The sequence below is a fragment of the Psychrobacter sp. H29 genome (assembly GCF_059073055.1).
The window spans coordinates 1038062-1063638 of sequence record NZ_JCACRY010000001.1; the positions used below are offsets into that span (position 1 = coordinate 1038062).

General features: G+C 45.3%; 18 protein-coding genes. 10 read left to right on the top strand and 8 right to left on the bottom strand.

The features are described 5' to 3' along the window. Nucleotides 1–46: 46 nt before the first annotated feature. The 3 genes from AC5JP1_RS04075 to hppD all read right to left on the bottom strand — a co-directional run bounded on the left by AC5JP1_RS04075 (nt 47) and on the right by hppD (nt 2797). Nucleotides 47–388: a 4a-hydroxytetrahydrobiopterin dehydratase gene (locus AC5JP1_RS04075; RefSeq protein WP_443524006.1), complete on the bottom strand. Its 342-nt coding sequence runs from the start codon at nt 386–388 to the stop codon at nt 47–49. 137 nt (nt 389–525) lie between these two features. Then, nucleotides 526–1452 carry a phenylalanine 4-monooxygenase gene (gene phhA, locus AC5JP1_RS04080; protein WP_493843241.1) on the bottom strand — a complete coding sequence of 309 codons (927 nt, stop codon included), beginning with the start codon at nt 1450–1452 and terminating at the stop codon, nt 526–528. Nucleotides 1453–1681: 229 nt separating this feature from the next. After that, nucleotides 1682–2797, bottom strand: a complete 1116-nt coding sequence (hppD, locus tag AC5JP1_RS04085) for a 4-hydroxyphenylpyruvate dioxygenase (RefSeq protein ID WP_493843242.1) — start codon at nt 2795–2797, stop codon at nt 1682–1684. A gap of 181 nt (nt 2798–2978) precedes the next feature. Here hppD and AC5JP1_RS04090 point away from each other — a divergent pair, with 181 nt between their 5' ends. The 4 genes from AC5JP1_RS04090 to AC5JP1_RS04105 all read left to right on the top strand — a co-directional run bounded on the left by AC5JP1_RS04090 (nt 2979) and on the right by AC5JP1_RS04105 (nt 7608). Further along, a complete protein-coding gene (locus AC5JP1_RS04090) occupies nt 2979–3926 on the top strand; it encodes a LysR family transcriptional regulator (protein ID WP_493843243.1) in 948 nt (315 codons plus the stop codon). Nucleotides 3927–4095: 169 nt separating this feature from the next. Beyond that, nucleotides 4096–5292, top strand: a complete 1197-nt coding sequence (locus tag AC5JP1_RS04095) for an amino acid aminotransferase (RefSeq protein ID WP_493843244.1) — start codon at nt 4096–4098, stop codon at nt 5290–5292. Nucleotides 5293–5605: 313 nt separating this feature from the next. Then, nucleotides 5606–6895, top strand: coding sequence for a fumarylacetoacetase (gene fahA, locus AC5JP1_RS04100; protein WP_493843245.1), 1290 nt, complete (start codon nt 5606–5608; stop codon nt 6893–6895). Nucleotides 6896–7032: 137 nt separating this feature from the next. Then, the gene (locus AC5JP1_RS04105; protein WP_493843246.1) at nt 7033–7608 is read left to right on the top strand and encodes a VOC family protein; all 576 of its coding nucleotides are present in this window, start codon (nt 7033–7035) and stop codon (nt 7606–7608) included. 42 nt (nt 7609–7650) lie between these two features. On the opposite strand, the gene AC5JP1_RS04110 is transcribed toward AC5JP1_RS04105, so the two are convergent. Further along, the gene (locus AC5JP1_RS04110) at nt 7651–8508 is read right to left on the bottom strand and encodes an IclR family transcriptional regulator (RefSeq protein ID WP_493843247.1); all 858 of its coding nucleotides are present in this window, start codon (nt 8506–8508) and stop codon (nt 7651–7653) included. Nucleotides 8509–8711: 203 nt separating this feature from the next. Between AC5JP1_RS04110 and maiA the strand changes: the two genes are divergently transcribed. The 5 genes from maiA to AC5JP1_RS04135 all read left to right on the top strand — a co-directional run bounded on the left by maiA (nt 8712) and on the right by AC5JP1_RS04135 (nt 13829). Further along, on the top strand, nt 8712–9356 hold the full coding sequence (gene maiA, locus AC5JP1_RS04115; RefSeq protein ID WP_493844428.1) for a maleylacetoacetate isomerase: 645 nt from the start codon (nt 8712–8714) through the stop codon (nt 9354–9356). A 163-nt stretch (nt 9357–9519) separates the two neighbouring features. Then, complete coding sequence (locus AC5JP1_RS04120; RefSeq protein WP_493843248.1) at nt 9520–10992, top strand: DUF4331 domain-containing protein; 1473 nt, start codon at nt 9520–9522, stop codon at nt 10990–10992. 27 nt (nt 10993–11019) lie between these two features. Beyond that, on the top strand, nt 11020–11289 hold the full coding sequence (locus AC5JP1_RS04125) for a hypothetical protein (RefSeq protein WP_443524020.1): 270 nt from the start codon (nt 11020–11022) through the stop codon (nt 11287–11289). A gap of 78 nt (nt 11290–11367) precedes the next feature. Next, nucleotides 11368–12687: a tetratricopeptide repeat protein gene (locus AC5JP1_RS04130; protein ID WP_493843249.1), complete on the top strand. Its 1320-nt coding sequence runs from the start codon at nt 11368–11370 to the stop codon at nt 12685–12687. Then, nucleotides 12684–13829: a HupE/UreJ family protein gene (locus AC5JP1_RS04135; protein ID WP_493843250.1), complete on the top strand. Its 1146-nt coding sequence runs from the start codon at nt 12684–12686 to the stop codon at nt 13827–13829. Before AC5JP1_RS04130 ends, AC5JP1_RS04135 begins: the two co-directional genes overlap by 4 nt. On the opposite strand, the gene AC5JP1_RS04140 is transcribed toward AC5JP1_RS04135, so the two are convergent. The 4 genes from AC5JP1_RS04140 to AC5JP1_RS04155 all read right to left on the bottom strand — a co-directional run bounded on the left by AC5JP1_RS04140 (nt 13826) and on the right by AC5JP1_RS04155 (nt 24749). Further along, nucleotides 13826–15010 (bottom strand): TonB family protein, encoded by a 1185-nt coding sequence (locus AC5JP1_RS04140; RefSeq protein WP_493843251.1) that lies wholly within the window; start codon nt 15008–15010, stop codon nt 13826–13828. The genes AC5JP1_RS04135 and AC5JP1_RS04140 overlap by 4 nt on opposite strands. 311 nt (nt 15011–15321) lie before the next feature. After that, complete coding sequence (locus tag AC5JP1_RS04145; protein WP_493843252.1) at nt 15322–22008, bottom strand: ESPR-type extended signal peptide-containing protein; 6687 nt, start codon at nt 22006–22008, stop codon at nt 15322–15324. Between the two features lie 411 nt (nt 22009–22419). After that, entirely contained in the window at nt 22420–24063 is a 1644-nt protein-coding gene (locus AC5JP1_RS04150; protein ID WP_493843253.1) for a sensor histidine kinase, read from the bottom strand. Continuing rightward, entirely contained in the window at nt 24063–24749 is a 687-nt protein-coding gene (locus AC5JP1_RS04155; protein ID WP_493843254.1) for a response regulator transcription factor, read from the bottom strand. Before AC5JP1_RS04155 ends, AC5JP1_RS04150 begins: the two co-directional genes overlap by 1 nt. Nucleotides 24750–24996: 247 nt before the next feature. On the opposite strand from AC5JP1_RS04155, the gene AC5JP1_RS04160 reads away from it, so the two are divergent. Further along, on the top strand, nt 24997–25509 hold the full coding sequence (locus AC5JP1_RS04160) for a Spy/CpxP family protein refolding chaperone (RefSeq protein WP_443524029.1): 513 nt from the start codon (nt 24997–24999) through the stop codon (nt 25507–25509). Nucleotides 25510–25577: the final 68 nt, after the last annotated feature.

The following is a 25577-nucleotide window of genomic DNA, read 5'->3' on the forward strand; positions in this document are numbered from 1 at the left end:
GCGTTAGAAAACGGGTTTGCTAGCGAATAACCGAATGACTTATGCGTTACTTATCAAGTAGTTTATCGGTCTTAGCCGCCATGACGAAGTCATTACGATGCAACCCTTTAATACTATGTGACCACCATGTGACGGTCGCTTTGCCCCACTCTACCAAAATGCCTGGGTGATGCCCTTCTGCTTCAGCGATATCTGCCAGTTGATTGGCAAATGCCATCGCTGCGACGAAATTTTTAAATTTGTACTGACGCTGCAATTGCTGGATGCCATCTATCTCAATCAATGACCAATCAGGAATTTGTGTTAATAGCTCACGTGCCTCAGCATCGTCGACTTTCGGTGCGCCAATGCGGCAGGCTTCGCAGCTGCTTTGTGATAGTGCTGTCATAATAAAATCCTTTTAAGTTGTTTGTTTTTAATAGCTGTTTCTCTAATACTCGTATATCCATATTGAAATAGCTTTAGCGCTACTTCAATACTCCGTACTGAAATGACTGCATTGATGTTTATGTTTATATTTGAATTTTAACGAGTTTTTTCTGGATAAGTCGGCTCAAACAACCCAAGTGACATCGCCTGCTTGACCGTCCCCATGATGTCACTATCGACGATATCAAATAGCATGTCTAATTCGTCAATCACATAGTAGATCGGTTGTATCCGATCGATACGATAAGGCGTACGCAACACATCGAGCAAATCAAATTCGCGATGCTCAGGTTGAGATTGCTGCTTATTTTGAGCGGTTGAGAGTTCTTGCGACGTATGATTAAGCGCATAAATCGTTTCAGAAGGCGAGCTTAATATACCACCACCATAGATTCTACGGTCCTCAGGCTGACTGCCGACCAGTCCAAACTCGATAGTAAACCAATACAGCCGTGCAAGAAACCATCTCTCTTCTTTGGTTGCACTTAAACCCAGCTTGCCGTATGTTTCGTTAAACGTCGCAAATGCCGGGTGAGTCAATAATGGACAGTGCCCGACAATTTCGTGAAAGATATCCGGCTCTTCAATATAGTCCATGTCCTCAAATCGGCGAATAAACGTCGCGACAGGAAAGGATTTATTGGCCAGCAGTTTGAAGAACTTACCAAAACTGATCAATGCAGGTACCGCTGCGGTTTGCCAACCGGTGGTTGCTTGTAATACCTCATCGATGTCTTGCAACTGCGGGATATGCGTTGCCGATAGATTTAATTTGGTCAAACCCTCTAGATATGCAGTACATGCGCGGTTGGGGATTTGCGCAGCCTGACGCGTCAGCAAAGCTTGCCACATTGCATTTTCATCATCACTATAATGAATATGACCGTTGGTATCTGGCTGATGTGAGATATAGGGCTTTTTATCGGTCGTGTGATCAGTCGCAGTATCACTTTGCTGACTGGTCGCAACATGATCGGTACCGATGACTGTATTCGGAGAGTCTGTATATGAGAGGCGTTCCATGCCCGTATTCCTTCTATCGCAGTGAGTACGTTACCTTTGCGTTTATGTGTATCAGTAACTGCGCTTATGTTTTTCAATAACTGCACTTGTATTTGCCAGTAACTGCACTTGTATTTATCAGTAACGTATCTATTAAAAAGTAGCTGTTGAAGCCTACCTATTAAGGACAAGCCAAACTCCTTTTGCCTTGTCCGTTTGTTTTTTAAATTTTTTCTAGATGTAGCGTGGCCTACGGCGTTTCTGTTTCTGATTGATTGGTCTCTTGCTGACCGACCGTGCCACGACGCACTTGGTCACGCTCTATCGATTCAAACAACGCTTTAAAATTACCTTCACCGAACCCATCTGCATAGTCACCTTTACGCTGGATAAATTCAAAGAACACTGGGCTACCCAAGATAGTTTCGGAGAAAATCTGTAGCAGTAGACGCGGTGCGCCGCCCTCTGTCGTGCCGTCTAGCAAGATACCGCGCGTTTGTAGATCCGCGACGTTTTCACCGTGGTTTGGCAAGCGCTCACTGAGCATTTCATAATAAGAGGCAGTAGGTGCAGTCATAAGCGGAATACCAGCGGCTTTTAGCTTATCGATACTGGCAAACAAGTCATCACTAGCCAGCGCAATGTGCTGAATGCCTTCACCATTGAAATGCATCAAGTACTCTTCGATCTGTCCACCGCCCTGCTTGGCTTCTTCATTGAGTGGAATACGGATTTTGCCATCTGGCGCGGTCATGGCTTTACTAGCCAGTCCTGTATATTCACCCTTAATATCAAAATAGCGAATCTCACGGAAATTAAAGATGCGCTCATAGAATTTTGCCCAGTACGCCATGCGTCCACGGTAGACATTATGTGTCAGATGATCGATGACTTTGAAGCCATGTCCTACGGGCTTTCTGTCCACATCTGCAAAAAACTCAAAGTCAACATCATAGATAGACGCACCCTCTTCATAACGGTCAATCAAATAGATTAATGAGCCGCCAATACCCTTAATCGCTGGTAGCCTGAGCTCCATTACGCCTGTTGGCACGTCTACGGGCTGAGCGCCCATCTCAATAGCACGCTCATAGGCTTTTTTGGCGTCTTTTACCCGAAATCCCATGCTGCAAGCGCCTGCGCCGTGCTCTTCAACGAAGTAACTGGCTTGGCTTTTTGGCTCACGGTTTAGGATAAGGTTGATGTCCCCTTGACGATATAGCGCAACGTCTTTTGATCTGTGATTGGCCACATGAGAAAAACCAAGCTGCTTAAACAATGCATCAACCGCATAAGGCTGCGGGGATGCAAACTCGACGAAATCAAACCCATTTAGTCCCATTGGGTTGTCAAATAAATCTGCCATTGCAATCATCCTTAATGTCAATTAGTAGTAAAGTCGATTAATGAGTAGTAAATAGTTAATCAATAGTGAAAGTCGCTAAAACGGTTCGTAATGAATCTTTATTGTTGACGTTGTATTTATATTAGATTAGCTTTATTTATAAGACTAATTGTTTTTTATGATTTATTTATCAGGTTTACTTATGAATATCAGCATTCGTCAATTAAACGCCTTTATCAAAGTCGCTGACAACGGCAGCTTCACTCGTGCCAGCGAGCAGATGTATCTGACCCAATCTGCCGTTAGTGGACTGATTAAAGAGCTAGAGTCTAGCCTTGGTATCGTGCTGTTTGATCGCACTACCCGCCAGCTGTCCCTATCCGCAGTAGGGCGGCACCTATTACCACAAGCGCGGCGTATCTTGAATGAGATGCAGTTGTTCGAAAACGAAGCAAGCAGCCTGACCAGCTTGGCACAAGGTCAGGTACGCTTGGCAGTATCACAGTTTGCCGCGTCCTCCCTGCCAGCAGTCATCGCTCAGTTTGCCAAACAGCACCCCAATATCAGCGTGTCATTATTGGACTGTTCAGCAGAAAATCTGCTCAAGCATGTTCAAGATATTGAGGTTGATTTGGGCGTGGGGACTGAGCTGGGTGTCTTTGAGGTAGAAGACGATATTGGCGCTGATTTGTTGTATCAGCTACCCTTTTGTGTGGTCATGCCAGACAGCCATGTATTGGCCGAGCAAAATGAAATCACTTGGCAAGATTTATTAGATATTCCACTCATCACCCTGCAGGGACCATTTCTTGAGCAAGTGACCGCAGAGCTGGAGGACTCTATTGCAGCCCATATCCAGCAAGCGCGCTATAAGGTGAATTTTATGTCTACCGCGCTTGAGATGACGCGCCAAGGGTTTGGCATTACGTTGTGTCTTCCCTATATGCCTGAGGTCATCGACTGGGTCAGCGCTAATGGTCTACAAATGCGACCACTCACGCAGCCTGTCAAGATGCGGCAATTCTTTATTTATCAACGGGCTTCTCGGGCTTTGTCTCCGGCTACGGTTGCCTTCAAGCAGTTTTTGCAAACGTACTTTGCCACCCACTACAACGATCTGCATCAATCTGACACACTGGCACTTAAGTAATAAATTATGATTCAAACGCTTTTGCTGGATAGACAGTCAGATGCGCAAAAAAGATATTTGATGATTTATTTGGTTAATTGTCAAAGATAGCGCACTCTCGTGTTGAGTTCATCGGCAATTTGCTCTATGATTTTCGGCTGCTTGGTTTATATTCTTATAAGGAAATGGCATGTTTGAACGTATCGATTATTACGCTGGTGATCCAATTTTGGGTCTGATGGAAAAATACTCAGCAGATAGCAATCCTAACAAGGTCAACTTAGGTATTGGCATCTATTATGATGAGAATGGCGTACTACCTGTGCTCGACTGTGTAAAAACAGCCGAAGCGCGTATTGCTGATCCTGTCTCTCCTCGTCCCTACTTACCAATGGCGGGTTTGCCTGGACATCGCAAAGGCTGTCAGGAATTACTGTTCGGTAAAGACGCCCAAATTTTAAAAGACGGTCTGGTCGCAACGATTGCCACTATCGGTGGTTCTGGCGCTCTAAAAGTGGGTGCCGAATTTATCAATCAATGGTTCCCTCAATCTAAATGCTATGTGAGCGATCCTACGTGGGGCAACCATATTGCTATTTTTGAAGGTTCTGACGTTGAAGTGGGCAAATATCCCTACTACGACAAAGCCAATAGCAGCATCAAATTTGATGAAATGATTGCGTTTTTTGAAACACTGAACAAAAACGATGTCGTCTTGCTGCACCCTTGCTGTCATAACCCAACAGGCTTGGATTTAACCCAAGCACAATGGGATACGGTACTCAATGTCATCAAAGCGCGTGAATTGATTCCATTCATGGATATCGCTTACCAAGGGTTTGGCGAAGATATGGACAGCGATGCTTACGCTATTCGTAAAGCCGTTGAGATGAAGCTGCCATTGTTTGTCAGTAACTCATTCTCTAAGAATTTGTCGCTATATGGCGAGCGTGTTGGCGGCCTGTCAGTCGTCTGTCTCACCGTAGATGAATCTGAGCGCGTATTTGGTCAGCTAAACGCGATGGTACGTCGTATCTACTCAAGCCCGCCATCACATGGTGGTCGTGTGGTCGATATCGTCATGAACGATGAAGCCCTACACGAGCAATGGGTTGGTGAGGTCTATGCCATGCGTGATCGTATCAAATCCATGCGTCTAAAACTAAAATCAGTCTTAGAAGCCAAAATTCCTAACCGTAACTTTGACTACATCACCCGTCAAAACGGTATGTTTAGCTTTACTGGTCTGACGCCTGAGCAGGTTGAGCGCTTGCAAAGTGAGTTTGGTATTTACATGGTATCCAACTCGCGTATGTGTGTTGCTGGCCTAAATACCAGCAACATCGACTATGTCGCCAACGCAATGGCAGACGTCCTAAAAGGCTAGCGTTATCAGCAAGCTATCGTAATAAGTAATAAAAAAGCCGAGCGATTGCTCGGCTTTTTTGTGCTTACCTTTTGCTTTTCTAATCGAAGTGTCTACTCCCCTAAAATGTGTGACTAACCAAGATAAGGTGAGCGCTATAGGTAACACTTACTACGCTTAGGTTATTTCTGCGATAGCATAAGTGTAGTCCCTAGCAAGATGAGTCACAAAGCACACTCCATAAAAAGCTTGCAATCAATATATCAATAAATTACATTATACGTAAGTAATTAATTATAACGTAATTAACTATATTTTTAGCAAGGAGCAAATTATGTCAACGATTGACAGTACTCTCACTTCTTTTATCGATATCAAAGCGGACTCTGACTTTTCTATTCACAATCTACCTTATGGCATCTTTAGCGACACTAAAGATAGCGCTCGCCGTGCGGGCGTTGCCATTGGTGAGCATGTGCTTGATTTATCCGTACTAGAGACAGAAGGGCTATTGAGTCTACAAGGCGGGCCTTACTTTAATCAGCCTACTTTAAATGCCTTTATTGACTCTGGCCCAGACAATTGGATGCACGCACGTGCAACTATTCAAACGCTACTGTCTAGCGACAATGAGGCGTTACGCGACAATACTGATTTGCAAAAAAAGGCGCTGTTTAAGCAAGCAGACGTCACCATGCATCTGCCCGTTCAAGTACCAGGATTTACTGACTTTTATTCGTCTAAAGAGCACGCCACCAACGTCGGTACCATGTTTCGCGACCCAAACAATGCCCTACTCCCCAACTGGACCGAAATGCCAGTCGGTTACAACGGGCGCGCCAGTACTGTCATCGTTAGCGGCATGGATATCGTGCGTCCATCAGGTCAGCTAAAGCCAATCCCTGATGAGCGTCCTATTTTTTCTGCCTGTAAGCGCTTAGATTTTGAGTTAGAAACGGCGTTCGTCGTGGGTAAAGGCAATCGTATCGGTCAACCAATCGCTGTCGATGAGGCAGCTAGTCATATCTTTGGCATGGTACTACTCAATGACTGGTCTGCTCGAGATATCCAAAAGTGGGAATATGTACCGCTAGGACCATTCAATGCCAAAACGTTTGCCTCCCAAGTCTCCCCGTGGATTGTCACTATGGAGGCATTGGCGCCGTTTAGTACCGCGTGCCCAGTCCAAGAACCTAAGCCACTTGCTTATCTAAACGAAAAAGATAGCGATAGCAGTTTTGATATTACTCTATCCGTTGAACTACTGCCTGAAGAGGCAGAAACCGCAACAGTAATCTGCGAGACCAATTTCAAATATATGTACTGGTCAATGGCGCAGCAGTTGACGCACCACACTATAACGGGCTGCAAAGTAGAAGTTGGCGATATGATGGGTTCAGGTACTATTTCAGGGCCAACGCCTGATTCTTATGGCTCGATGCTAGAGATTGCATGGAATGCTACCAAACCCGTCACACTTGAAGGTGGGGCAACCCGTAGCTTCATCGAAGATGGTGACACCGTCATTATGAAAGGCTATAGCGAAAAAGACGGCATTCGTGTTGGGTTTGGTGAAGTACGTGGCACCGTGCTACCAGCTCTTGACTTTAATTTTAACGAATAATAACGGAATAAAAGAAGGCGTAGTGACAGTAGATTTGAGTGGTTAGAACCATTTAAAACTAAAATGATATTTGGTCTATGAGCTCTAGCATCATGTTCTCTAATATTCTCGCTACGCCCTATCAAAAGGAGTTTGATATGAGCTTTCAAATTGAGAAAATCCATCATGTGGCTTATCGCTGCAAAGATGCCAAAGAAACGGTCGAGTGGTACCAAAAAAACCTAAACATGGATTTTATTTTGGCATTCGCAGAAGATCACGTGCCGTCAACCAAGGCATTTGACCCTTATATGCACGTATTCTTAAACGCTGGTAATGGTAATGTTTTAGCGTTCTTCGAAGTGCCCAACCAGCCTGAAATGGGTTTTGACCCCAACACCCCAAACTGGGTACAGCATCTGGCTCTAAAGGTTAAAGACCGTGAAGAGCTAATGGTTGCCAAAAAACATTTAGAGAACGCAGGTATTGATGTCATCGGCGTGACCAATCACGGTATCTTTCACTCTATTTATTTCTTTGACCCCAATGGTCATCGCCTTGAGCTAACCTATGATGATCCGACCTCAGAAGACAAGGTCTCGATGATTACAGATGCCATCAAACAAGATATGTTAGATGAGTGGTCACGTACCAAACGCGCGCCAGCACATACGCAGTTTTTGCACAGTGATGAGCTGGCTGAAGCACGCGACGTTGCGCCTGTCGGTGAGTAGCACGCTATACTATAGTGCTCTCAAAGCACTTTAGTATACTGGCTACGCTATTTGATAACGCTGCGCTATTGCTAATAATTTTTCGACCACATTGCTCTGCTCGCTTATCGGTAACTGCTCTGTGGTACCGATAATAGTAATGGCATACTCTATAGGTAGGTTGTCACTAGGCACCTCACTCTCAGTCGCGGACTGACTCTTAGTATGACTGGTAAGCGTTGGCACAATCACAGGAATAGTAATGGCATTGATACCCATAAGCATATCACCCGTAACGGTCGCATAGCCCTGAGTACGTATCTTGGTTTGTAGGTGGGTAAAATTCTGCCATTTTTCCGACGTATCTGCTGCGGTATCCTTTGTCTGCCATTCAGCCATGACCAACGGCTGGATCATACTCTGAGGTTGATAGCTGGCGAACAGCTGCCCTGTGGCTGATGTCGTCAAGGGCATCCGTGAGCCGATACGCGTAATAATACTAATCGGACTGTCTGGTTCAACGGACTGAATAATAATAGGGCCTTCACTAAACCATTTGGCAATTTGCACACCGCAGTTTAGGGTGTCTTTGATCTCATTGGCGACCTGTGTGAGACGTGCCAAGATATTGTTTTGGTTCAGTCCGGTGTATCCCAATGCCGCCAATGCATGCACTCTATCGCCGAGCCCATAACGCCCATCCTCAAGCTTACACGCGTAGTTTTTGCGGATGAGACTGACCAAGTAACGATGCGATTTTGCTGGATGCATGTTCATGGTTTCAGCGATGTCTTTTAGCATCATAGGCTCATTGTGATCAATGAGCACATCAAGTATCGATAGCCCAATCTCAAGCGACTGCACCCCGCTCTGGTTTTTACTGATGCCTAGGTTATCTAAAGCGTTTTTGGCTGCTGGCATGATGGGCTCAATTATATTTATTTGATTATATGCTTGATGGTTGTTTGCTGGTGGACTATGTAGCCAACCAACAATGAGAGACAGGTTTCATATACATAGAGTTTTTGTATGACCATTCTATAGTAGTCGTTTTTTACAGTACATACTCGTCACGCACTCATTTGATATACCAATAACCTATCACAATAAGGACATGAATAATGATGACACTTTATGGCTATTTCCGTAGTAGCACCGCTTACCGTACTCGTATCGCCCTGAATCTAAAAGGTTTAAATTATGAGGATGTCGCTATCAATCTAGCTCAAGATGAGCAACTAGAAGCAGCCTTTAAGGCTCTTAACCCTCAAGGACTGGTGCCTGTCCTGCAAGCTGATGACTTACTATTATACCAAAGTCCAGCCATCTTGGAGTGGTTAGAGGACGTCTATCCTGAACACGCGTTATTGCCTAATGATGCTACTGGGCGTATGCACGTGCGGGCGCTTAGTGCGATGATTGGCTGCGATATTCATCCGATCAATAACCGCCGTATCCTACAATATTTACGCAACGAGCTGTCCATCGAGGATAAGGACGTCATTGCATGGTGCAATCGCTGGATTACGGATGGGTTCTTGGCATTAGAGACGCGACTGGCAGCAGATAAGAATCGCGGAAACTACTGCTACGGTGATAGACCGACTCTCGCAGACTGCTATTTGATTCCGCAAGTGGCCTCTGCCCGACGTTTTAAGGTAGACCTCACTGCGTATCCCAACATTGTAGCCATTGATGCCCATTGCCAAGCACTAAAAGCCTTTATAGATGCCGCTCCTATGATGCAACCTGACGCACCAAAAAATTAAGAGATATCAAAAAGTTAAAACGGATAAAATCGTAGACACAATACAGCAAACAAGTGTATAGTTAAAACCAACTTAATAAGGACATTATTTCGTTAACTGGTAATTGCAAGTGAGACTCAATATCAACTGCCCCATCACTTAAAGCTTTTCTACAAGGATCCGTATGAAATATACTACCAAAGCGCTAATAGCCGCGATGACATTATGTATGAGTGCAAGCGCCTTTGCCTCCAGTCACCGCGAAGCCCCTTCCATCACCAAGACCCCAAAAGTCGATGCGTCTGACTTTTATATGTTCAATAGCTATGAGAATAATCGATCGGACTACGTGACGATTATTGCCAACTACCTGCCTCTACAAGATGCGTATGGCGGGCCCAACTACTTTGCTCTAGATCCAGATGCCCTTTATGAAATTCATATTGACAATAATGGTGATGCAGTCGAAGACATTACCTTTCAGTTTGATTTTACGCAAAATTTAAATTCTGGTTTCGACATACCTTCGGGTGGTCCGTCAAACGTTAACATTCCTTTAGTCAATGCTGGTGTATATGATTCCTCAAAAGCTGTCAACTTTCAGACAAATGAAAGCTATGAAGTCACTATGGTAAAAGGCGATCGTCGTAGTGGCGCGCGCACCCCATTAGGTAATTTTGATAAGCCATTCGATTATATTGGAACCAAATCATTTAAAGACTATCCTACCTATGCGCGTGGCTTTATCCAACCGCTCAATCTAGGTAGCTGTGGTACAGGCAAAGTATTTGTCGGTCAGCGCGCTGAAGGTTTTGCGATTGATTTAGGTAGAGTGTTTGATTTAATCAATCTTAATCCTTTAGGTGATCGCGATGGCGGGACCAACATTCTAGCGAACAAAAACATTACTTCTATTGCCATGGAAGTGCCAAAAGCATGTCTAACTAATGGATCTGATCCTGTTATAGGCGGATGGACAACCGCTAGCGTTCGTCAAGCGACCTTGGTAAATGGCAATCCCGCTTCAGGCATCAGTACAACAGCCAAAAAAGGCGGTGCATGGACACAAGTCTCAAGATTGGGTATGCCGCTGGTCAATGAAGTGGTCATTGGTCTAAAAGACAAAGACAAGTTTAATGCATCGGAGCCAAAAGATGATGTGGCTAATTTTGCCCCTTATGTATTTTATCCAACGCTTCCAGCATTGATTGAAACCCTATACCCTAGTGCGCCAGCACCGACGAACTTCCCTCGTCAAGATTTGGTTACTGCATTTTTGACAGGTGTTCCAGGTGTCAACAAGCCGGCTAATGCAAAACAAGTACCTGCTGACATGTTGCGCTTAAATACTAATAGCGCTACAAAAACTGCCAATAATCAAAACGATTTAGGGGTTATAGCTGGTGATGCTTCAGGATTCCCTAATGGACGTCGACCTGGTGATGATGTCACTGATATCGCTTTAAGAGTTGCTATGGGTGCCTTATGTCATGCTGGTCTTGATGCTGATGCTACCTGTATCCCTGAAGACGCTGCTGCTGGTACAGCCCCATTCACCGACGGTGCTCGTAAAACTGCTGACAAGTTTGACCCAGTTTTTCCTTATTTGACAACGCCTAATCCAGGTGCCCGAACCTCTACCACAGATGACCAATAAGCTGAAATCCAACCAAGGAGAAATACTATGCGCTATGTAATGTTAGCCGTATTGATCACTGGATCAGCTGCGCTTTCTGGTTGTTTCAATGATAACGATAGTTCATCAAATATAGGTAAAAGTGACGTTGCAGTAGACCAAGCAAAAGCTGAGCTGGCTGCTAAAAGAACCTCTGATGTGATTGACGCCAGTAACCGTCCAGACACTGATGAGCCTCAGGATATCGATAGAATTGTTCTTCCTGAAGCCAATTTGGCTGAGCCTGTTGCTGTCACAGACGCCAACGCTTCACTATAGTGTGATATGAGATCGTTCCAGCACCTAATCAGCCTACTGATTAGGTGCTTCTTTATATATTGAGCCAAGGTAATTTTTATGCATTGGATTAAGACACTTGTCAAATTACTGTTTTTAGTATTTATCGGTAGCCAAGCGGTTTATGCTGCCCCATTTATTCCCACAGACGGTCAACAAATTCTCGCCACTCTACCAGAAAACTCGCCGCCACCTCGCTACCTAAGCGTAGCTGACTTTGCCTCTGATAAACAAGAAAGTAACCTTGAGCAGACCAGTCAATTGCTCGAGCGTGCTTATTTGCAAGGTGACCCAAGGGCACTCGGGCAAGCACGTGCGCAATTAGACCAGAGTACAGACAACAGTATAAATACCTTGATGCTACAGGCGCGAGCATTCCAATCGGATCACAAATTCGCTGAAGCAAAACAGACGTTGCAGCAAATACTAAATCAAGAACCCGCTCATCCAGATGCTCTGCTAACGCTTTCTTCATTACTGCTTGTACAAGGGCAATTTACAGAAGCGATGCGCTACTGTAAAAAACTTGACGATCCTGACCTGCGTGTCTATGAGCTGGCATGTGCCGCTCAGATACAAACCATGACAGGAGAGCTTGACACTGCAAAAACAACGCTCAATGGTCTAGCCACTATTGCACCTGGTCTGGACGCTTCGACAGCGCGCTGGGTGTATCTGATTCAAGCTGACGCTGCATTACGTAGCCACGATACAGTGCTTGCCACTCAAGTATTTGATGCGATAGATGATCAGACCGTGCCTGCACTTATGGCGCGCGCTGATTGGCTACTCAGTATTGGTGAATACAAAAAAGTCCGTGAGCTGCTAAAGACGCATACCGAAAAAGATGCCCTGCTACTACGTCTGATTACTGCTCAAATGGCGCTCAATGACCCAAAAGCCAAGCAAAATTTAGCATTAATAAAAGAGCGTATTAACGTCTGGCAAATACGTCGAGAAGATGCCCATATGCGCGAACAGGCCACCTATGCGCTACTTGCCAATCAAGTGGACTCAGCTCTACAACTGGCGCAAGAAAATTGGCAACAGCAGCGCGAAACGGCAGACATCGTACTATACGCTACTGCAGCGATAAAAGCTGACAGCCAAAAAGATATCGAACTGATACGCGAGTTTATGGCCGATACGCAGTTTGAATATCCTGCATTAGAGCATGCTCTACGTGAGGGTAAAATAAGCGATTGCCTACATTGTCAAGCTGCAAGTGAACGACAATCAAGCCTGCAAGCGGCAAACGCTTCTGTTCACAATGACCACGTTCACGGCAACCAAGTTCACAGTAACCAAGTTCACAGTAACCAAGTGAGTACCAAAGCGTATACATGGATACCAGTTAAGCATAAGGATGAGACTTTATGAGCATTCTTTGTAGACTTATTTGGCATCATACGTACCGCTACTTGACTGTATTATTGCTCATGCTGACCTGCACGCTAGCACAAGCGCATGAGTCTAGTACCGCCTACCTCAATCTCGCACTTGAGGAGTCTGACAGCACGACCGATATTATATATGACGCTACCTACGAGCTATCACTACGCGATTTGGCATTATTAATAGATATCGATGCAAACTCTGATAATCAAGTGAGCTGGGCAGAAGTGACGTCACAGACGCCGCTCATAGAGCAGCTTATAATCTCTAAAGTAACATTGGCTCACGCAGCGCAAGCATGTCAAGTAGCACGTTTTGCACCATTAGCTGTCAACACTCGTGGCGGTTTTAATTACTTATATACTCGTTTTTCATTGAACTGTGATCAGCCAATCGATAGTCTTGATTATCAGATATTGGCAGGTATTGATGCCAATCATCGCTTAATATTGACACAAGCGAACACTGACACACCCTTGCAAGTACTGACAGTCGGACAGAACCCATTGGGCACAGAAGCAGACTCTGGTTGGATGGCAATAGCCACAAACTTCCTAAAAAGTGGCATACACCATTTGCTAATCGGTTTGGACCATTTGCTATTTTTGTTCGTACTACTCATCCCTGCCGTATACATACGTCAGCAAAAACAGTTGGTAGCTGTTTCTAACCCAAAAGCGGCGTTAATCGAAGTTTTCTGGATTGCCACATCTTTTACGCTTGCCCACTCAATCACATTGAGCTTAGCAGCATTACAAATCGTTAGTATTCCTGCGCGCTTTATTGAGTCCGTCATCGCACTGTCTATTGCGTTTGCTGCGCTAAATAATTTGGTACCGATGCTACGCGTTCGAGCCGTTTATTTGGCTTTCTTTTTTGGACTCATTCACGGTTTTGGTTTTGCCAATGTACTGGTCGACTTGCCACTTGCCACAAGTGCACGCGTATTGGCGCTATTGAGCTTCAATATCGGTATCGAATTGGGACAGCTGGTATTTATCGCTGTGGTCTTTCCGATAGCACTATTACTACGTCACACGCAGTTTTATAAATGGGGTGTGTTTTATATAGGATCATTGATTGGTATTCTAGTGGCGCTATGGTGGTTCTTCGAGCGGGCATTTTAGCCCTTCGCTCGCTCATAGACCAATGACATCGGTACGATAGCATCGACTGCTACGCCATTTTGTTGTATTGGATTGAGTTGCCCTGCTCTTACTTGGGTCGTTGCTATGGCATCGATGATAGGACTGCCCGACGATTCAAGTAACTGCACTTCGGTAATACTGCCCGCTGTGTCGACGTGTAGCTCAAGCATTACAATAAAGACGTCACCCAACTCCCCATCGACACTACGCCATACTAGCGATGGGATACTAGTAATGGGTTCCTGTCCCTCAATCCAGCTGCCATACTCTGCCAAAAAAACAGCCTCGTCAATTGCCTGACTAGCATCATTGTCTGATGCCGATCGATCCATCGTTTGTTCTTCAGCTTGAGCAGCAGCCAGCGCTAGCATTTTTCTGACCGTTTCGTTGGCAGCTTGTTCTTGCCACTGCGCCTGTTCGTTGCGCTTTCTGTTGGCCTGTTTGGCTGCTGCCTGCTTCTGTACGGCTTGTTCCCTATTGTATTTCTCTGTCACAGCACGAATCATATAGGACAGATAATCCTCTTCTTTGGCTTCTGTTTGGTTTGCTTGCTTAGAGGTCTTCGCTACCTTTTTAGACTCCACTATCGTGAGGTTTGCTGCCGATGACGGTGTATCAATCGTCATGTTTTTTTTGGTTGATTCTTCTGATGACGGTATATCTTTGTTTTGTTGCTGTTGCTGTTGCTGTTGCTGTTGCTGTTGCTGTTGCTGTTGCTGTATATGATGTATGAAAGGCTCAGGTGTCGAGGATTTAGGTATAGCGGACTCAACCTCTAAAGTTTCAGTCTCAGAGGTTTCGGGTGTTTTTGCAACTGACAATGACTGGCTAGGCTCTGTCCCTTCTGTTGATATGGTTTCAATAGGCTGTCGCTCTATTGAAGGCGGCTTCACGGTAGGCGCATTAGACTGTGCAGGCTTTGTCGTCACTGTTTTGGGCTGCATATCCGTACTGATTGATTCTTTGGGCTGTGAAGACAGTGTAATAAACTCCACCTCTATAGCGTTGGCGCTGCTCGTCTCTATCAGCGGTGGTGGACTGTCCATAGATACCATCGCCCACACCGTAACCCCGTGCAGTAAAATAACGAACACAGTGATCCAAGCAGTGATAGGACGGGCAAATGGGTTTGGTATCATCATAGCTAATAGAATACGCATTAAAAACAACCCTGTATATGGATTTTTTTGATGACTTGACAAATAAAAAAGCGTGCAAGATCTACTGCCCATCCTCTTGCATTTTCAATAAATCCAGCTGACAAGACGTAGCAAATTGAGCAAAAAACACCAATATAACAACCAATAACAGCTAATAGCAGCTAATAGCAGCTAATAGCAGCTAATAGCAGCTAATAGTAGAATCGTTATGCCATCATTGGTTGAGATGCTTATTGTTCAGCCACAAAAAAAAGCAAGATATCTAATATCTTGCTTTTTATAGGTCACTAAGCGTCATAATCCAAAACCTTTTAGTCAAAATGGAAACCTGCACCCACTGCGCCGCCTACGTTGCCTTGGGTATCTGCTGTACCGTTCACTTTGATAACCCAGCGACCATCGTTAGATAGCTTAGAGAAACCAATCGCTACGGCACTTTCTCCATTGTACGTACCGATACCACCGCCGATCAGTGACTTACCTGAGATATAGGCTTGAGGTAGTGAAGACATAGCCATCGCAGCCGAAATACCTGCATTGGCATCATCTTCTACTTCATCGATCTTATAGCCAAGATCGCTCATATTGCGACCTAGTCTACTATCGAGCGCACTCAGCTGACTATAGTTGACGGCATCTGTTGCCTCGACACCATCAGCGACTCCAGTCATGCGCTGATTACCAGCATATAGACCTTGGGCTGTCATACTCGGTCCATCTTGCATACTGATACCATTACTATTGATGACTGTCGTCCCAGCTGTGACACTATCAACGCTGATATTACCATTCAGATCAAACTTAATGCTACTGCCCTCTGCTGCGGTGGTGATGTTACTGCCACCTGTGAAGCTTAGGACACTGCTGTCTCCGACTGGTTTATTGATGTCATCACCACTGTCTGCACCAAAGCTAAGTCCTGAATCGAGCCTATCCGTGTTGGTCTCAATGTTAGTGGTATTGGTTGTGATACTGCTGGCGTTATTAGCAATATTCGTCGTATTGGTGGCGATACTGGTCGAGTTAGTAGCTATACTTGTGGTATTCACTTGCACGCTTTCGTTGATCTCAATCGTCCCTTGTCTAATAGAAGCAATGGCACCGTCTATATTGCTCTGACCTGTTCCACCGATATCGCTATTAGTAAAGGTGCCACTCTCAGCATTGTAGACAGTGTCGCCGCCAATGATGCTACTGATACCAACTCCTTGAGTATAGAGCTGGCTACCGTTGATCGCATCCTGACTGGTCGCTGAAACCTCACCATTTTGAACATTGATGACTTTGTTATTAGCAGCATCAATACCACTTTTCGTGATGCTTGGACCATCAGTTATGGTCAGCCCATTATCACTGATGGTGGTATCACCAGTAGTGACACTGTCCAAGGTAATATCTGGATTTAGATCAAAACTGATGTCATTAGGATTGCTAGGTACAGCTGCTGCACGTAAACCTGTGCTAGCATCCAAGGTGGCCGTATCATTGACTAACGTTCTAGATACTTTGATATTACCATCTCTACTATTTAGGTCGATTGCATCTCCTTGTCTTACCTGAGTCGCAATATCACCTTGAGCGGTGATATCCCAACCTCGATCCAAGGCAATGGTCACTTCTCTCAATTGCCCAACGTTTACAGCATCAGAGTTTAGCTCGCCTCGACCAACATTGCTGATAGGGTTGCCGCCATTATCCAAACCACGACTGCTGAGTGTGACCGTTCTGCCCAGACCACTATCAATGAAAGTAAAGCCTGTATTATTCATAATGCTATTGCCTATCTGCATACTACCCTCATCACCAAGATCTAACTGGTTGTTGAGCTGGACTGCTACCCCAGTCGCAGAAGCAGTGGTGGTTACATTGCTATCACCTGTGACATTGATCGTATCGCCTAATGCAAACTGCTGATCATTATCGCTATTGCCATCGCCAACCCTAATACCTTTGGCGATTTCATCATTGGTCATAGTGAGCTGTGCAAAGTTTACGGCATCAGTTGGTGCAATCCCCTTATCAACTTTGATGATTCTATTATTACCATTATCAAGACCCTCGTTGCTTAAAGTGATGGTCTCGTTAGGACCGTCAGTGATGGTCACACCTGCATTATTAAGTACAGTGCTTTCCATTCTCACACTGCCGTTTCGACCAAGCCTCACATCTTCAGCCAACCTAACGTTTAGGTTGCCATCTTCATCAGCGACCACACCGATGTTGTTATCAGTCAGCTCTGTCCCACCTCCTTGAATCGTTAAGGTTTGTCCTAATTTACGATTGATAACAGCTGCGGTGTCATCTCCTGTGAAGTTCAGTCCCAAGTCGACTGTACTATTGGTTGCATTTAACTGTCTAACATTGACAGCGTCCGTATCTTCATCACCATCGGCTACCTCAGTGATTCTGTTGCCGCCATTATCCAGTCCTTCATTACTCAAACGGACTGTACTGTCAGTGAAACTGACACTAGTGAAGGTGACGTCGTCTTTTGTAGCGACTCTAATACCACTATCCTCAGCACTCAGAACGATGTTGTCGCCTGTGAGGAAGTTGGCAGTATTGTCCGCTTGGTTCAGGGTTTTGACCTCGTCACCATCGATTTGGGTAACTACCGTTTGTAACGCACTATCCGCTTTACCCAAACTGGCTTTGCTGTCATCGCTCAAGTCAACGGCATAATCAGTGATGTTGGTCATCTCGTCTGTTTCACCCGCTGTGACGGTGACTGCAGCAGATCCAGCTGAAGCGCTGACGCCATTAGCATTGACGGTGTAGACGTCTTGACCTGTATTGCTGTCAGTTGAAAAGTCCACACTGGCGACATTGGTGCCTTTCACCACTTTGGTTCTAGCAGCGCTCGATGCACGATTCACATCACCGATGTTTGCGGCATTGAACTCATCACCTACTCCGCTTGCGACGTTGGTGATTTGATTGCCACCATTATCCAGACCGGTATTGCTGAGTCTAACGGTGCTACCACCTAAGAAGCTCACACCACCTGTATTTAATACCGTATCGCCTGTGGTCACACTGGTGAACCTCACATCTGCTGCTGTGGCCATTCTAATACCACCATCATCAGCACTCAGAACGATGTTGTCGCCTGTGAGGAAGTTGGCAGTATTATCCGCTTGGTTCAGGGTTTTGACCTCGTTACCATCGATTTGGGTAACTACCGTTTGTAACGCACTATCCGCTTTACCCAAACTGGCTTTACTGTCATCGCTTAGGTCAACGGCATAATCAGTAATGTTGGTCATCTCGTCTGTTTCACCCGCTGTGACGGTGACTGCAGCAGATCCAGCTGAAGCGCTGACGCCGTTAGCATTGATAGTGTAGACGTCTTGCTCATTATCTCCTGTAGATTTCATCACACTAGCCACGTTGGTACCTGCAACGACCTCTGTTCTAGCGGCAGCAGATGAGCTATTGAGCTGGCTGACGTTGACGGCGTCGTTTGGATTCTCACCATCGTCAACATTTACAATCTTTTTATTTCCAGCGTTGATACCATTAGATTTAGTAATACTTGGGCCATTGAACATGCTTAGACCATCACTGGTCAACGTTGCCTTAGATAGTGGATTTGTACCTATTACTTTCACGCCAAGCCCGCTAACCGTTGTCACCCCGCCCATAGCTAGGCCACCTGTGACCATACCCAAACGATTAACTTGAGTACCACCAAAGATATTACCTGTACTAACGCTACCGTTGTTGCCTAGATCAAGATTGTCATTAAGCTCGAACGAGACATCATTGCTGTTTGCGGTTTTGGAGACGGTGATGTTGCTATTCTTACTATTGAAGTCTACTGCGTCGCCAGGTTCTACCGTACTTGCAGTAGTACTGTCGCCCTGTGCACTGATGTCCCAGCCTCTATTGGCTGTTTCTGTGACACTGTTTAGCTGACTGAGGTTGACTGCGTCATCTAACTCAATAGCATCACCAACCTCAGTGACTCTGTTACCACCATTATTAAGACCGGTGCTGCTCAGTCTGACGCTGCTACCACCTAAGAAGCTAACACCACCTGTATTGAGTAAGGTGTCTCCTGTAGTGACGCTAGTGAAGTCAACTACAGCGGCTGTTGCGACTTCGATATCACCATTTTTATCGGTGAGAACGATGTTCTTACCAGTTAAGAAATTGGCAGTATTGTCAGCTTGGTCCAGGGTTTTAACCTCGTCACCATCGATTTGGGTGACGACCATTTGTAGCGCGCTATCCGCTTTACCCAAACTGGCTTTACTGTCATCGCTTAAGTCAACGGCGTAGTCAGTAAAATTATTGCCATCAGTAGTATTGCTTACTTTTACTGCTGACGATCCTTCTGATACTTTGGTACCATTAGCATTGACGGTGTAAACGTCTTGGCCTGTATTATTGTCAGTTGAAAAGTCCACACTGGCCACATTAGTGCCTTTGACCACTTTGGTTCTGGCAGCAGCAGATGAGCTATTGAGCTGGCTGACGTTGACGGCGTCATTTGGATTCTCACCATTATCAACATTTACAATCTTTTTATTTCCGGCGTTAATACCACCAGACCTTGTTACGCTTGGGCCACCGATAATGGTTAACCCATTCCCAGTTAAAGCAGTACTAGGAATACCCAATGGACCATTTACAAATACGCCTAAGCCATTGACTGTCGTACTAGCCAATGCATTGCCTGTTCTGACCCCTAAGCCATCTACCGTTGTACTAAAGTATGAGTTGCCTGTTGTCAGACCAGAGCGATCAAGTGTTGTGGTGCTACCGAATCCAAAGGGAGCATTTGATCCCATTTCCACGCTACCGTTACTGCCTAGGTCTAGGTTGTTGTTAAGCTCGAACGAGACATCATTGCTGTTTGCGGTTTTGGAGACGGTGATGTTGCTATTCTTACTATTGAAGTCTACTGAGTCGCCAGGTTCTACCGTACTTGCGGTAGTACTGTCGCCTTGTGCGCTGATGTCCCAGCCTTCATTTGCAATGTCTGCAACCGCTTTTAACTGAGATACATTCACTGCATCAGTGTCTGCTGAGCCACCTGCCACATTGATGATACGACGTTCGCTTCCAACAGCGCCCACTGAGACTGTACCGTTATTGGCATCAGCAGCAACGTTGGTTAAAAATGAAGCACCACTTTGTAACGCAGCAACAGAGTTTTGACCTAAAGACACGCTGTTTAGAGCATTGGCACTAGCACCTTTACCAAGTGCCACACCGCCTTGCGCTTTGGCTTGCGCACCAAGACCAAGTGCAACGGTGTCTTGGGCAGTTGCTTTTGCTTCATAGCCTATTGCAACTGCACGACTTGCATTTCCATTTGTGGCTCGTTGACCTATCGCAACTGAATTAACACCTGCTTTTGCATCTTGACCACCCGCGAAGCCATTGAATGAAGATCGTGCACCTTCACCAATGACGGTCGCATTTCCTTTTCCAAACGCATTTTCTCCAATAACGGTTGAGCTACTACCGTCTGCATTGGCATTAGAGCCAACGGCAAGCGCATCAGTGCCTGTTACTGATGTGGTGTATGGCTGTGTATTGCTAGAGCGGATAGGAAAATCAATGTCAGCAACGACAGCATCTAACGCTTTTAGCTGAGACACGTTCACTGCATCGCTATCATTGGTACCAGCAGCGACATTTACAATCTGACGAGTACCACCTGCTTCTCCGGTCCCGATTGAAACAGCACCATAACTTGCGCCACTTTGGGTTGCTATGATTGCAGCATTATCATTACCTGTTGGATCATAACCTATAGCGCCACCTGCAACATTGGCCACTGACCCTGCACCAAGTGCGACTGATCCTTTTTCGCTTGCTGAAGCACCGATGCCAAAGGCAGAAGACGCAACACCAGATGAAGAGGACTGTACGCCAACAGCGGTAGATAGTGCACCTTCAGATAACGACTTTGCCCCAATAGCTATAGAGGCGGCACCACCTGACTCGGTATTTACCTTGTAGCGCGGCGTCTCAACCAAATCACGTCCTGTATAGGAGAAGAAAGTAGTATTAACATCACCGCCATTGAGTGTGGATACTGAGGTCCCATCGATATTGGCTTTTGAGGCATCATCTAGATCATCGCCGCCAATGGCGATAGAAGAATGCCCTGTTGACACGACGTTTGCACCGATGGCGATAGACTGTTGTCCACTCGCTACGGTGTTCTGACCGCTTTGACCACTACCAATAGCAATAGCTTGCCCGCCAGTAGCACTAGCATTACCACCCATTGCCATAGCATTGGGTCCGGTTGCGCCATCGTTATTGGCATTGCCAGAGGCAGTTGAATTGACACTATAGTACTTGGTTTTGTTAGCGGCGACGGTATTGGTTAAACTATGCAGTTGTGAGCCATTGACCGCCTCTTTACTACTAGCACTAACCAGCCCATTATCTACATTGGTTATTTTCTTATTACCAGCATTGATACCAGTGGATGAAATAACAATACCGCTGTTAAAGGTAGTACTTTCCAAACCCGTCAAATCTTCTGCTAGTTTAACGGTCAAAGTATCACCTATACCAAAGACCCCGATGTTGCCATTCGTTAGCGCTCCTGTTGCACCGCCCAAAATATTGAGCGTCTCACCATTACTGCGTGTAATAGTTGTAGCATTATCGCCTTCAAATTTTAGTGCTATTGAACTTCCGGGGTTGCCTTGACCTGAATTGTTATGGCTGTTGTTACCAGCGGTGTGGCTATGGACACCATGACTACCATGACTGTGACTATAGTTACCATTATGGTGATTTTCTGTGCCCACAGCGCTTGCCTGCATGCCGAATCCAGCCGTTATGAGCCCAAGTGCTATGGCACTCAGGCGTAGTGTATTGATAGTAGATGAACGAGATGTCGTGCTGATGGTTGTGTTAGCACTGACACTAGATTTGGAAGATTTGCCATGCCCTTTTGCATACTCACCGACTGCGGTAAAGCAATTTAGGGCTTCATTCCAGATGACTTTATAGATGCGGTTCATGATATGTACTCCCTTACAGATTTGTCAGATTTAAAAAATCAGAGATAAAATCCATCTTGCAAGAGAGTCGATATGACAAAATAAGACGAGTTATGTGTGCGGTAGTAAAGCCTTTTTAAGTATTACTGATATTAAGGTTTAAGAAGTAAGACGTTTCGTTTTGTAAGTTATGTATCACTCTCTTATATATTAGTATTACCGAATATATAGAGAGAGACAATACCGTTCGTCCGTGATTTAATACCGTTCATCTATTATATTCATATTTGTGAATATAATAGATTTTTATTATTGAGTGCATTTGTCAAGACGATGCTTCTTTATAAACATAAGTCCATAATCTCATACAGGTTATGGACTTATGTACACTACATATATGCATGAGCGAAAACGATTCATTTAAGCTGCTTTTTAATACTTTATTTTCTCTTTCATAGGCAAAACGATTTGTACTATCAATCCTTTGATACCATCCTGTCGGTTGTAGGCCGTGATAGAGCCTTTGTGCGCCATCACAACAGCGTGAACGATAGCCAATCCCAACCCATACCCCCCAGTATCACGATGACGCGCAGAGTCTAACCGCACAAATGGCTGAAAGATACGTTCTAGGTCCTTATCCGCTATACCGCCGCCTTCATCTTTTACGCTAATTTGAATGGCAGATCGACCATCATCTGTCTGAACTGCTTTCATCTCAGCAATGACTGTCGAACCTGCAGCCGTATGCATAAAAGCATTGCGAATGATGTTTTCGAGCGCGCTATGCAATTGCTCCTGATTGCCCTGTATCGTCCAAGCATCTTTTACGTTTTTTGTCTCAGTGGACATCAAATCTTCAGGTGGTTGCCACTGCCAGTGAACTTCTTTATGCTGAAACTCAAAACACACATCCTGTCCGATATCACTGATAATTTCAGTCAAATTGACGACGTCACTTTCTAGATTGTCGATCGTATATTGCTGCATTTGTAATGATTGAATATGAATGATTTGTTCAATCAGCTCATTCATCCGCGTAGACTCTTTGTCAATACGGTCTAGATAGCGATTGGCATTGGGGGCAAAGTCGCGAGTCAGCTCAGTTGCCACATCAAGTCGTGCAAGCGGTGAGCGTAGCTCATGAGAGATATCGCTTAGCATTTGTTTGCGCGCCAGCTCACTCTCAGCCAGTCTCGTCGACAAATGCGCCACGTCTTTGGCCAGTAACCCAAGCTCATCATCACCCATTTTTGACAATGCTGGATTGGCTTGATAATCCCCATCAATCATACGGTGAACCGTGCTTTGTACATGCCCGATACGCTGGGTCAATGTACGGCTAAGCCATACACAGATCAACACACTAAAAACGATAATCAAGAGCAGACGTATCGGAAAATTGCCGTGTTGCAACGCAACGACATCTGAGAAACGCAAGTGCGGGCGCAGCTGTATGATAACTGACTGCCCATCGGGCAGCTCAACCGAGATGTCGGCCAGCTCAGGACGAGCATCTATCTCTGCAATTGCAGCACTACTCGAGGTTAATGGCTTCAAAATCTCATGCAAGACCGTCGGCGGTTTTTTTGGTACCTCGTCATTATAATTTCTTGGTCTATCGTTGTTGTCCATTCTGGGCTGCGGCATCGGTGGTATAGCACGCTCAACTGACTGCTGACCGTTCTGTAGCCGCTCTTGTGCTCGATCCTCTCGGTCTCGATATCGCGGAAATATAATAGCGCCCTGCTCGTCGTAGACTCTGATTTGATTCATCAGCCGTCTATCCTGACGATACATCTGCGTGACCGTGGTCAAGTCGCCTACTCGTAGTGCTGCAGCCATCTCTTGACGTTTAATTAATAGGCTCTCAATTTGCACATCCATCCGAGCAGTCAGCTCCTTTTCGGCCAACCAGCGCTCGACCACAATGGATAAAATAGAGGTAATCAGGATCGTCAGCAATAAGCTCAAAAACAAACGCCAAAACAGCGTCACACGCACCTTTAGCTTGGGTGATTTTTGAGCGTTTTTGTTAGTGTCCTGCTGGGGCGCTTTTATTGATGAGTTTGTCATTAGATCACCAGTTGATAGCCTTTTCCACGCACCGCTTTAATTGGTTCGTCATGAAAAGGCTGTAATTTTTTGCGCAAGCGAGACACATGCACATCGAGGCTACGGTCAAAAGGCTGCAACTCACGTTGCAAGACATTCTCTGATAACCATGCCTTACTCACCACTTCTCCTTTTTGCTTAAGTAGTGCCACAAGCAAGTCAAACTCTGTCCCAGTCACTTGTAACGCCACGCCGTCTATCTCGCAGACACGCTGGTTTTGGTCAAGATATAAGCGACTCTCTGGTAGCGGTGTATGCTCAGATGTGGTGGTATTGGTTCGTTTGATCACCGCATTGATACGTGCCAGCAGTTCGCGCGGGTTACAGGGCTTGGTGATATAATCATCAGCGCCTAACTCCAAGCCGATGATACGATCGATCTCCTCCCCCTTTGCTGTCAGCATAATCACAGGAATATCACTGATACTTGGCAGTTGACGCAGTACGCTCAGCCCATCTATTTTGGGCATCATGATATCGAGCACGAGTAAATCGTAGGCAGCATCGTCGTGCGCCACCGCTTTTAATCGCTGTATAACCGCAGCGCCATCGTGAACACAGTCACAATGGATGCCATGATTGTACAAATACTCTTGTAATAACTGAGTTAACTCTTCGTCATCATCACCTATCAGTATATTTGGCATACGCCTCTCCTTTTACTTTTGATGATTTCAATTGGCTTTCATTGGTCCGGTTATCCATATTATCAGGCATGCGCGTATCAGTTCGCTATAAACGTTACCTTTCTTAATACTTCATAAATGTTCGTAACCTTTAACTGTCGTAATATAGCTCCTATCAGCAGCGAGTGCCGCAGTCTGGAAAAGGATGCTCGCAAGATAAGATTTTAGTGTCTACTAAACCACACTCAACTTCATAAAGGATCTCATCATGAAAAAATTATTATTAGGTTCAGTATTAGCAGCTTCTAGCGTGTTTACCGTGACCGCCTGTACTAGTGTTAATGCAACCACCGATACAACACCCGCGACTCAAATGCAACAAAAACATAAAAATGGCGCTATGAAAGGTCCAATGTCAAAGCTGGATCTAACGGCCACACAGCAAGCCCAAATCAAAGCCATCATGCAAGAAAAGCGTGGCGATCGTACTGCTGATCGTGCACAGCATCAAGCAGAGCGTGCGCAGATGGATCAGCAAATACAAGCTTTGACCAACGCAAGCACACTAAATAACGCTGCGCTAAACCGCTTGGCTGATCAACAAGCGGCCAAAACCAAACAACGCTTTATCGAGCGTGTACAAACTCAGCATGCTATCTCTCAAGTCCTAACGGCTGAACAGCGTGCAAAAATGGAACAAATGAAATCAGAAAGACAAGAAAAAGGACGCAAGCACTCAAAAGACCGTAAAGGTCATGATGAGCAACGTCCAGGTATGTAAGCGGACACCACTGTACTGATCGGTACTAATTTGTCTTTATAGTGCTTATCGACATAGTACCCATCGCT

Coding starts and splice junctions, on each gene's coding strand:
- AC5JP1_RS04125 (WP_443524020.1), top strand. CDS start 11,020: ATGCGCTATGTAATGTTAGCCGTATTGATCACTGGATCAGCTGCGCTT.
- AC5JP1_RS04140 (WP_493843251.1), bottom strand. CDS start 15,010: ATGCGTATTCTATTAGCTATGATGATACCAAACCCATTTGCCCGTCCT.
- AC5JP1_RS04105 (WP_493843246.1), top strand. CDS start 7,033: ATGAGCTTTCAAATTGAGAAAATCCATCATGTGGCTTATCGCTGCAAA.
- AC5JP1_RS04160 (WP_443524029.1), top strand. CDS start 24,997: ATGAAAAAATTATTATTAGGTTCAGTATTAGCAGCTTCTAGCGTGTTT.
- maiA (WP_493844428.1), top strand. CDS start 8,712: ATGACACTTTATGGCTATTTCCGTAGTAGCACCGCTTACCGTACTCGT.
- AC5JP1_RS04075 (WP_443524006.1), bottom strand. CDS start 388: ATGACAGCACTATCACAAAGCAGCTGCGAAGCCTGCCGCATTGGCGCA.
- fahA (WP_493843245.1), top strand. CDS start 5,606: ATGTCAACGATTGACAGTACTCTCACTTCTTTTATCGATATCAAAGCG.
- AC5JP1_RS04145 (WP_493843252.1), bottom strand. CDS start 22,008: ATGAACCGCATCTATAAAGTCATCTGGAATGAAGCCCTAAATTGCTTT.
- AC5JP1_RS04155 (WP_493843254.1), bottom strand. CDS start 24,749: ATGCCAAATATACTGATAGGTGATGATGACGAAGAGTTAACTCAGTTA.
- hppD (WP_493843242.1), bottom strand. CDS start 2,797: ATGGCAGATTTATTTGACAACCCAATGGGACTAAATGGGTTTGATTTC.
- phhA (WP_493843241.1), bottom strand. CDS start 1,452: ATGGAACGCCTCTCATATACAGACTCTCCGAATACAGTCATCGGTACC.
- AC5JP1_RS04135 (WP_493843250.1), top strand. CDS start 12,684: ATGAGCATTCTTTGTAGACTTATTTGGCATCATACGTACCGCTACTTG.
- AC5JP1_RS04150 (WP_493843253.1), bottom strand. CDS start 24,063: ATGACAAACTCATCAATAAAAGCGCCCCAGCAGGACACTAACAAAAAC.
- AC5JP1_RS04130 (WP_493843249.1), top strand. CDS start 11,368: ATGCATTGGATTAAGACACTTGTCAAATTACTGTTTTTAGTATTTATC.
- AC5JP1_RS04110 (WP_493843247.1), bottom strand. CDS start 8,508: ATGCCAGCAGCCAAAAACGCTTTAGATAACCTAGGCATCAGTAAAAAC.
- AC5JP1_RS04090 (WP_493843243.1), top strand. CDS start 2,979: ATGAATATCAGCATTCGTCAATTAAACGCCTTTATCAAAGTCGCTGAC.
- AC5JP1_RS04095 (WP_493843244.1), top strand. CDS start 4,096: ATGTTTGAACGTATCGATTATTACGCTGGTGATCCAATTTTGGGTCTG.
- AC5JP1_RS04120 (WP_493843248.1), top strand. CDS start 9,520: ATGAAATATACTACCAAAGCGCTAATAGCCGCGATGACATTATGTATG.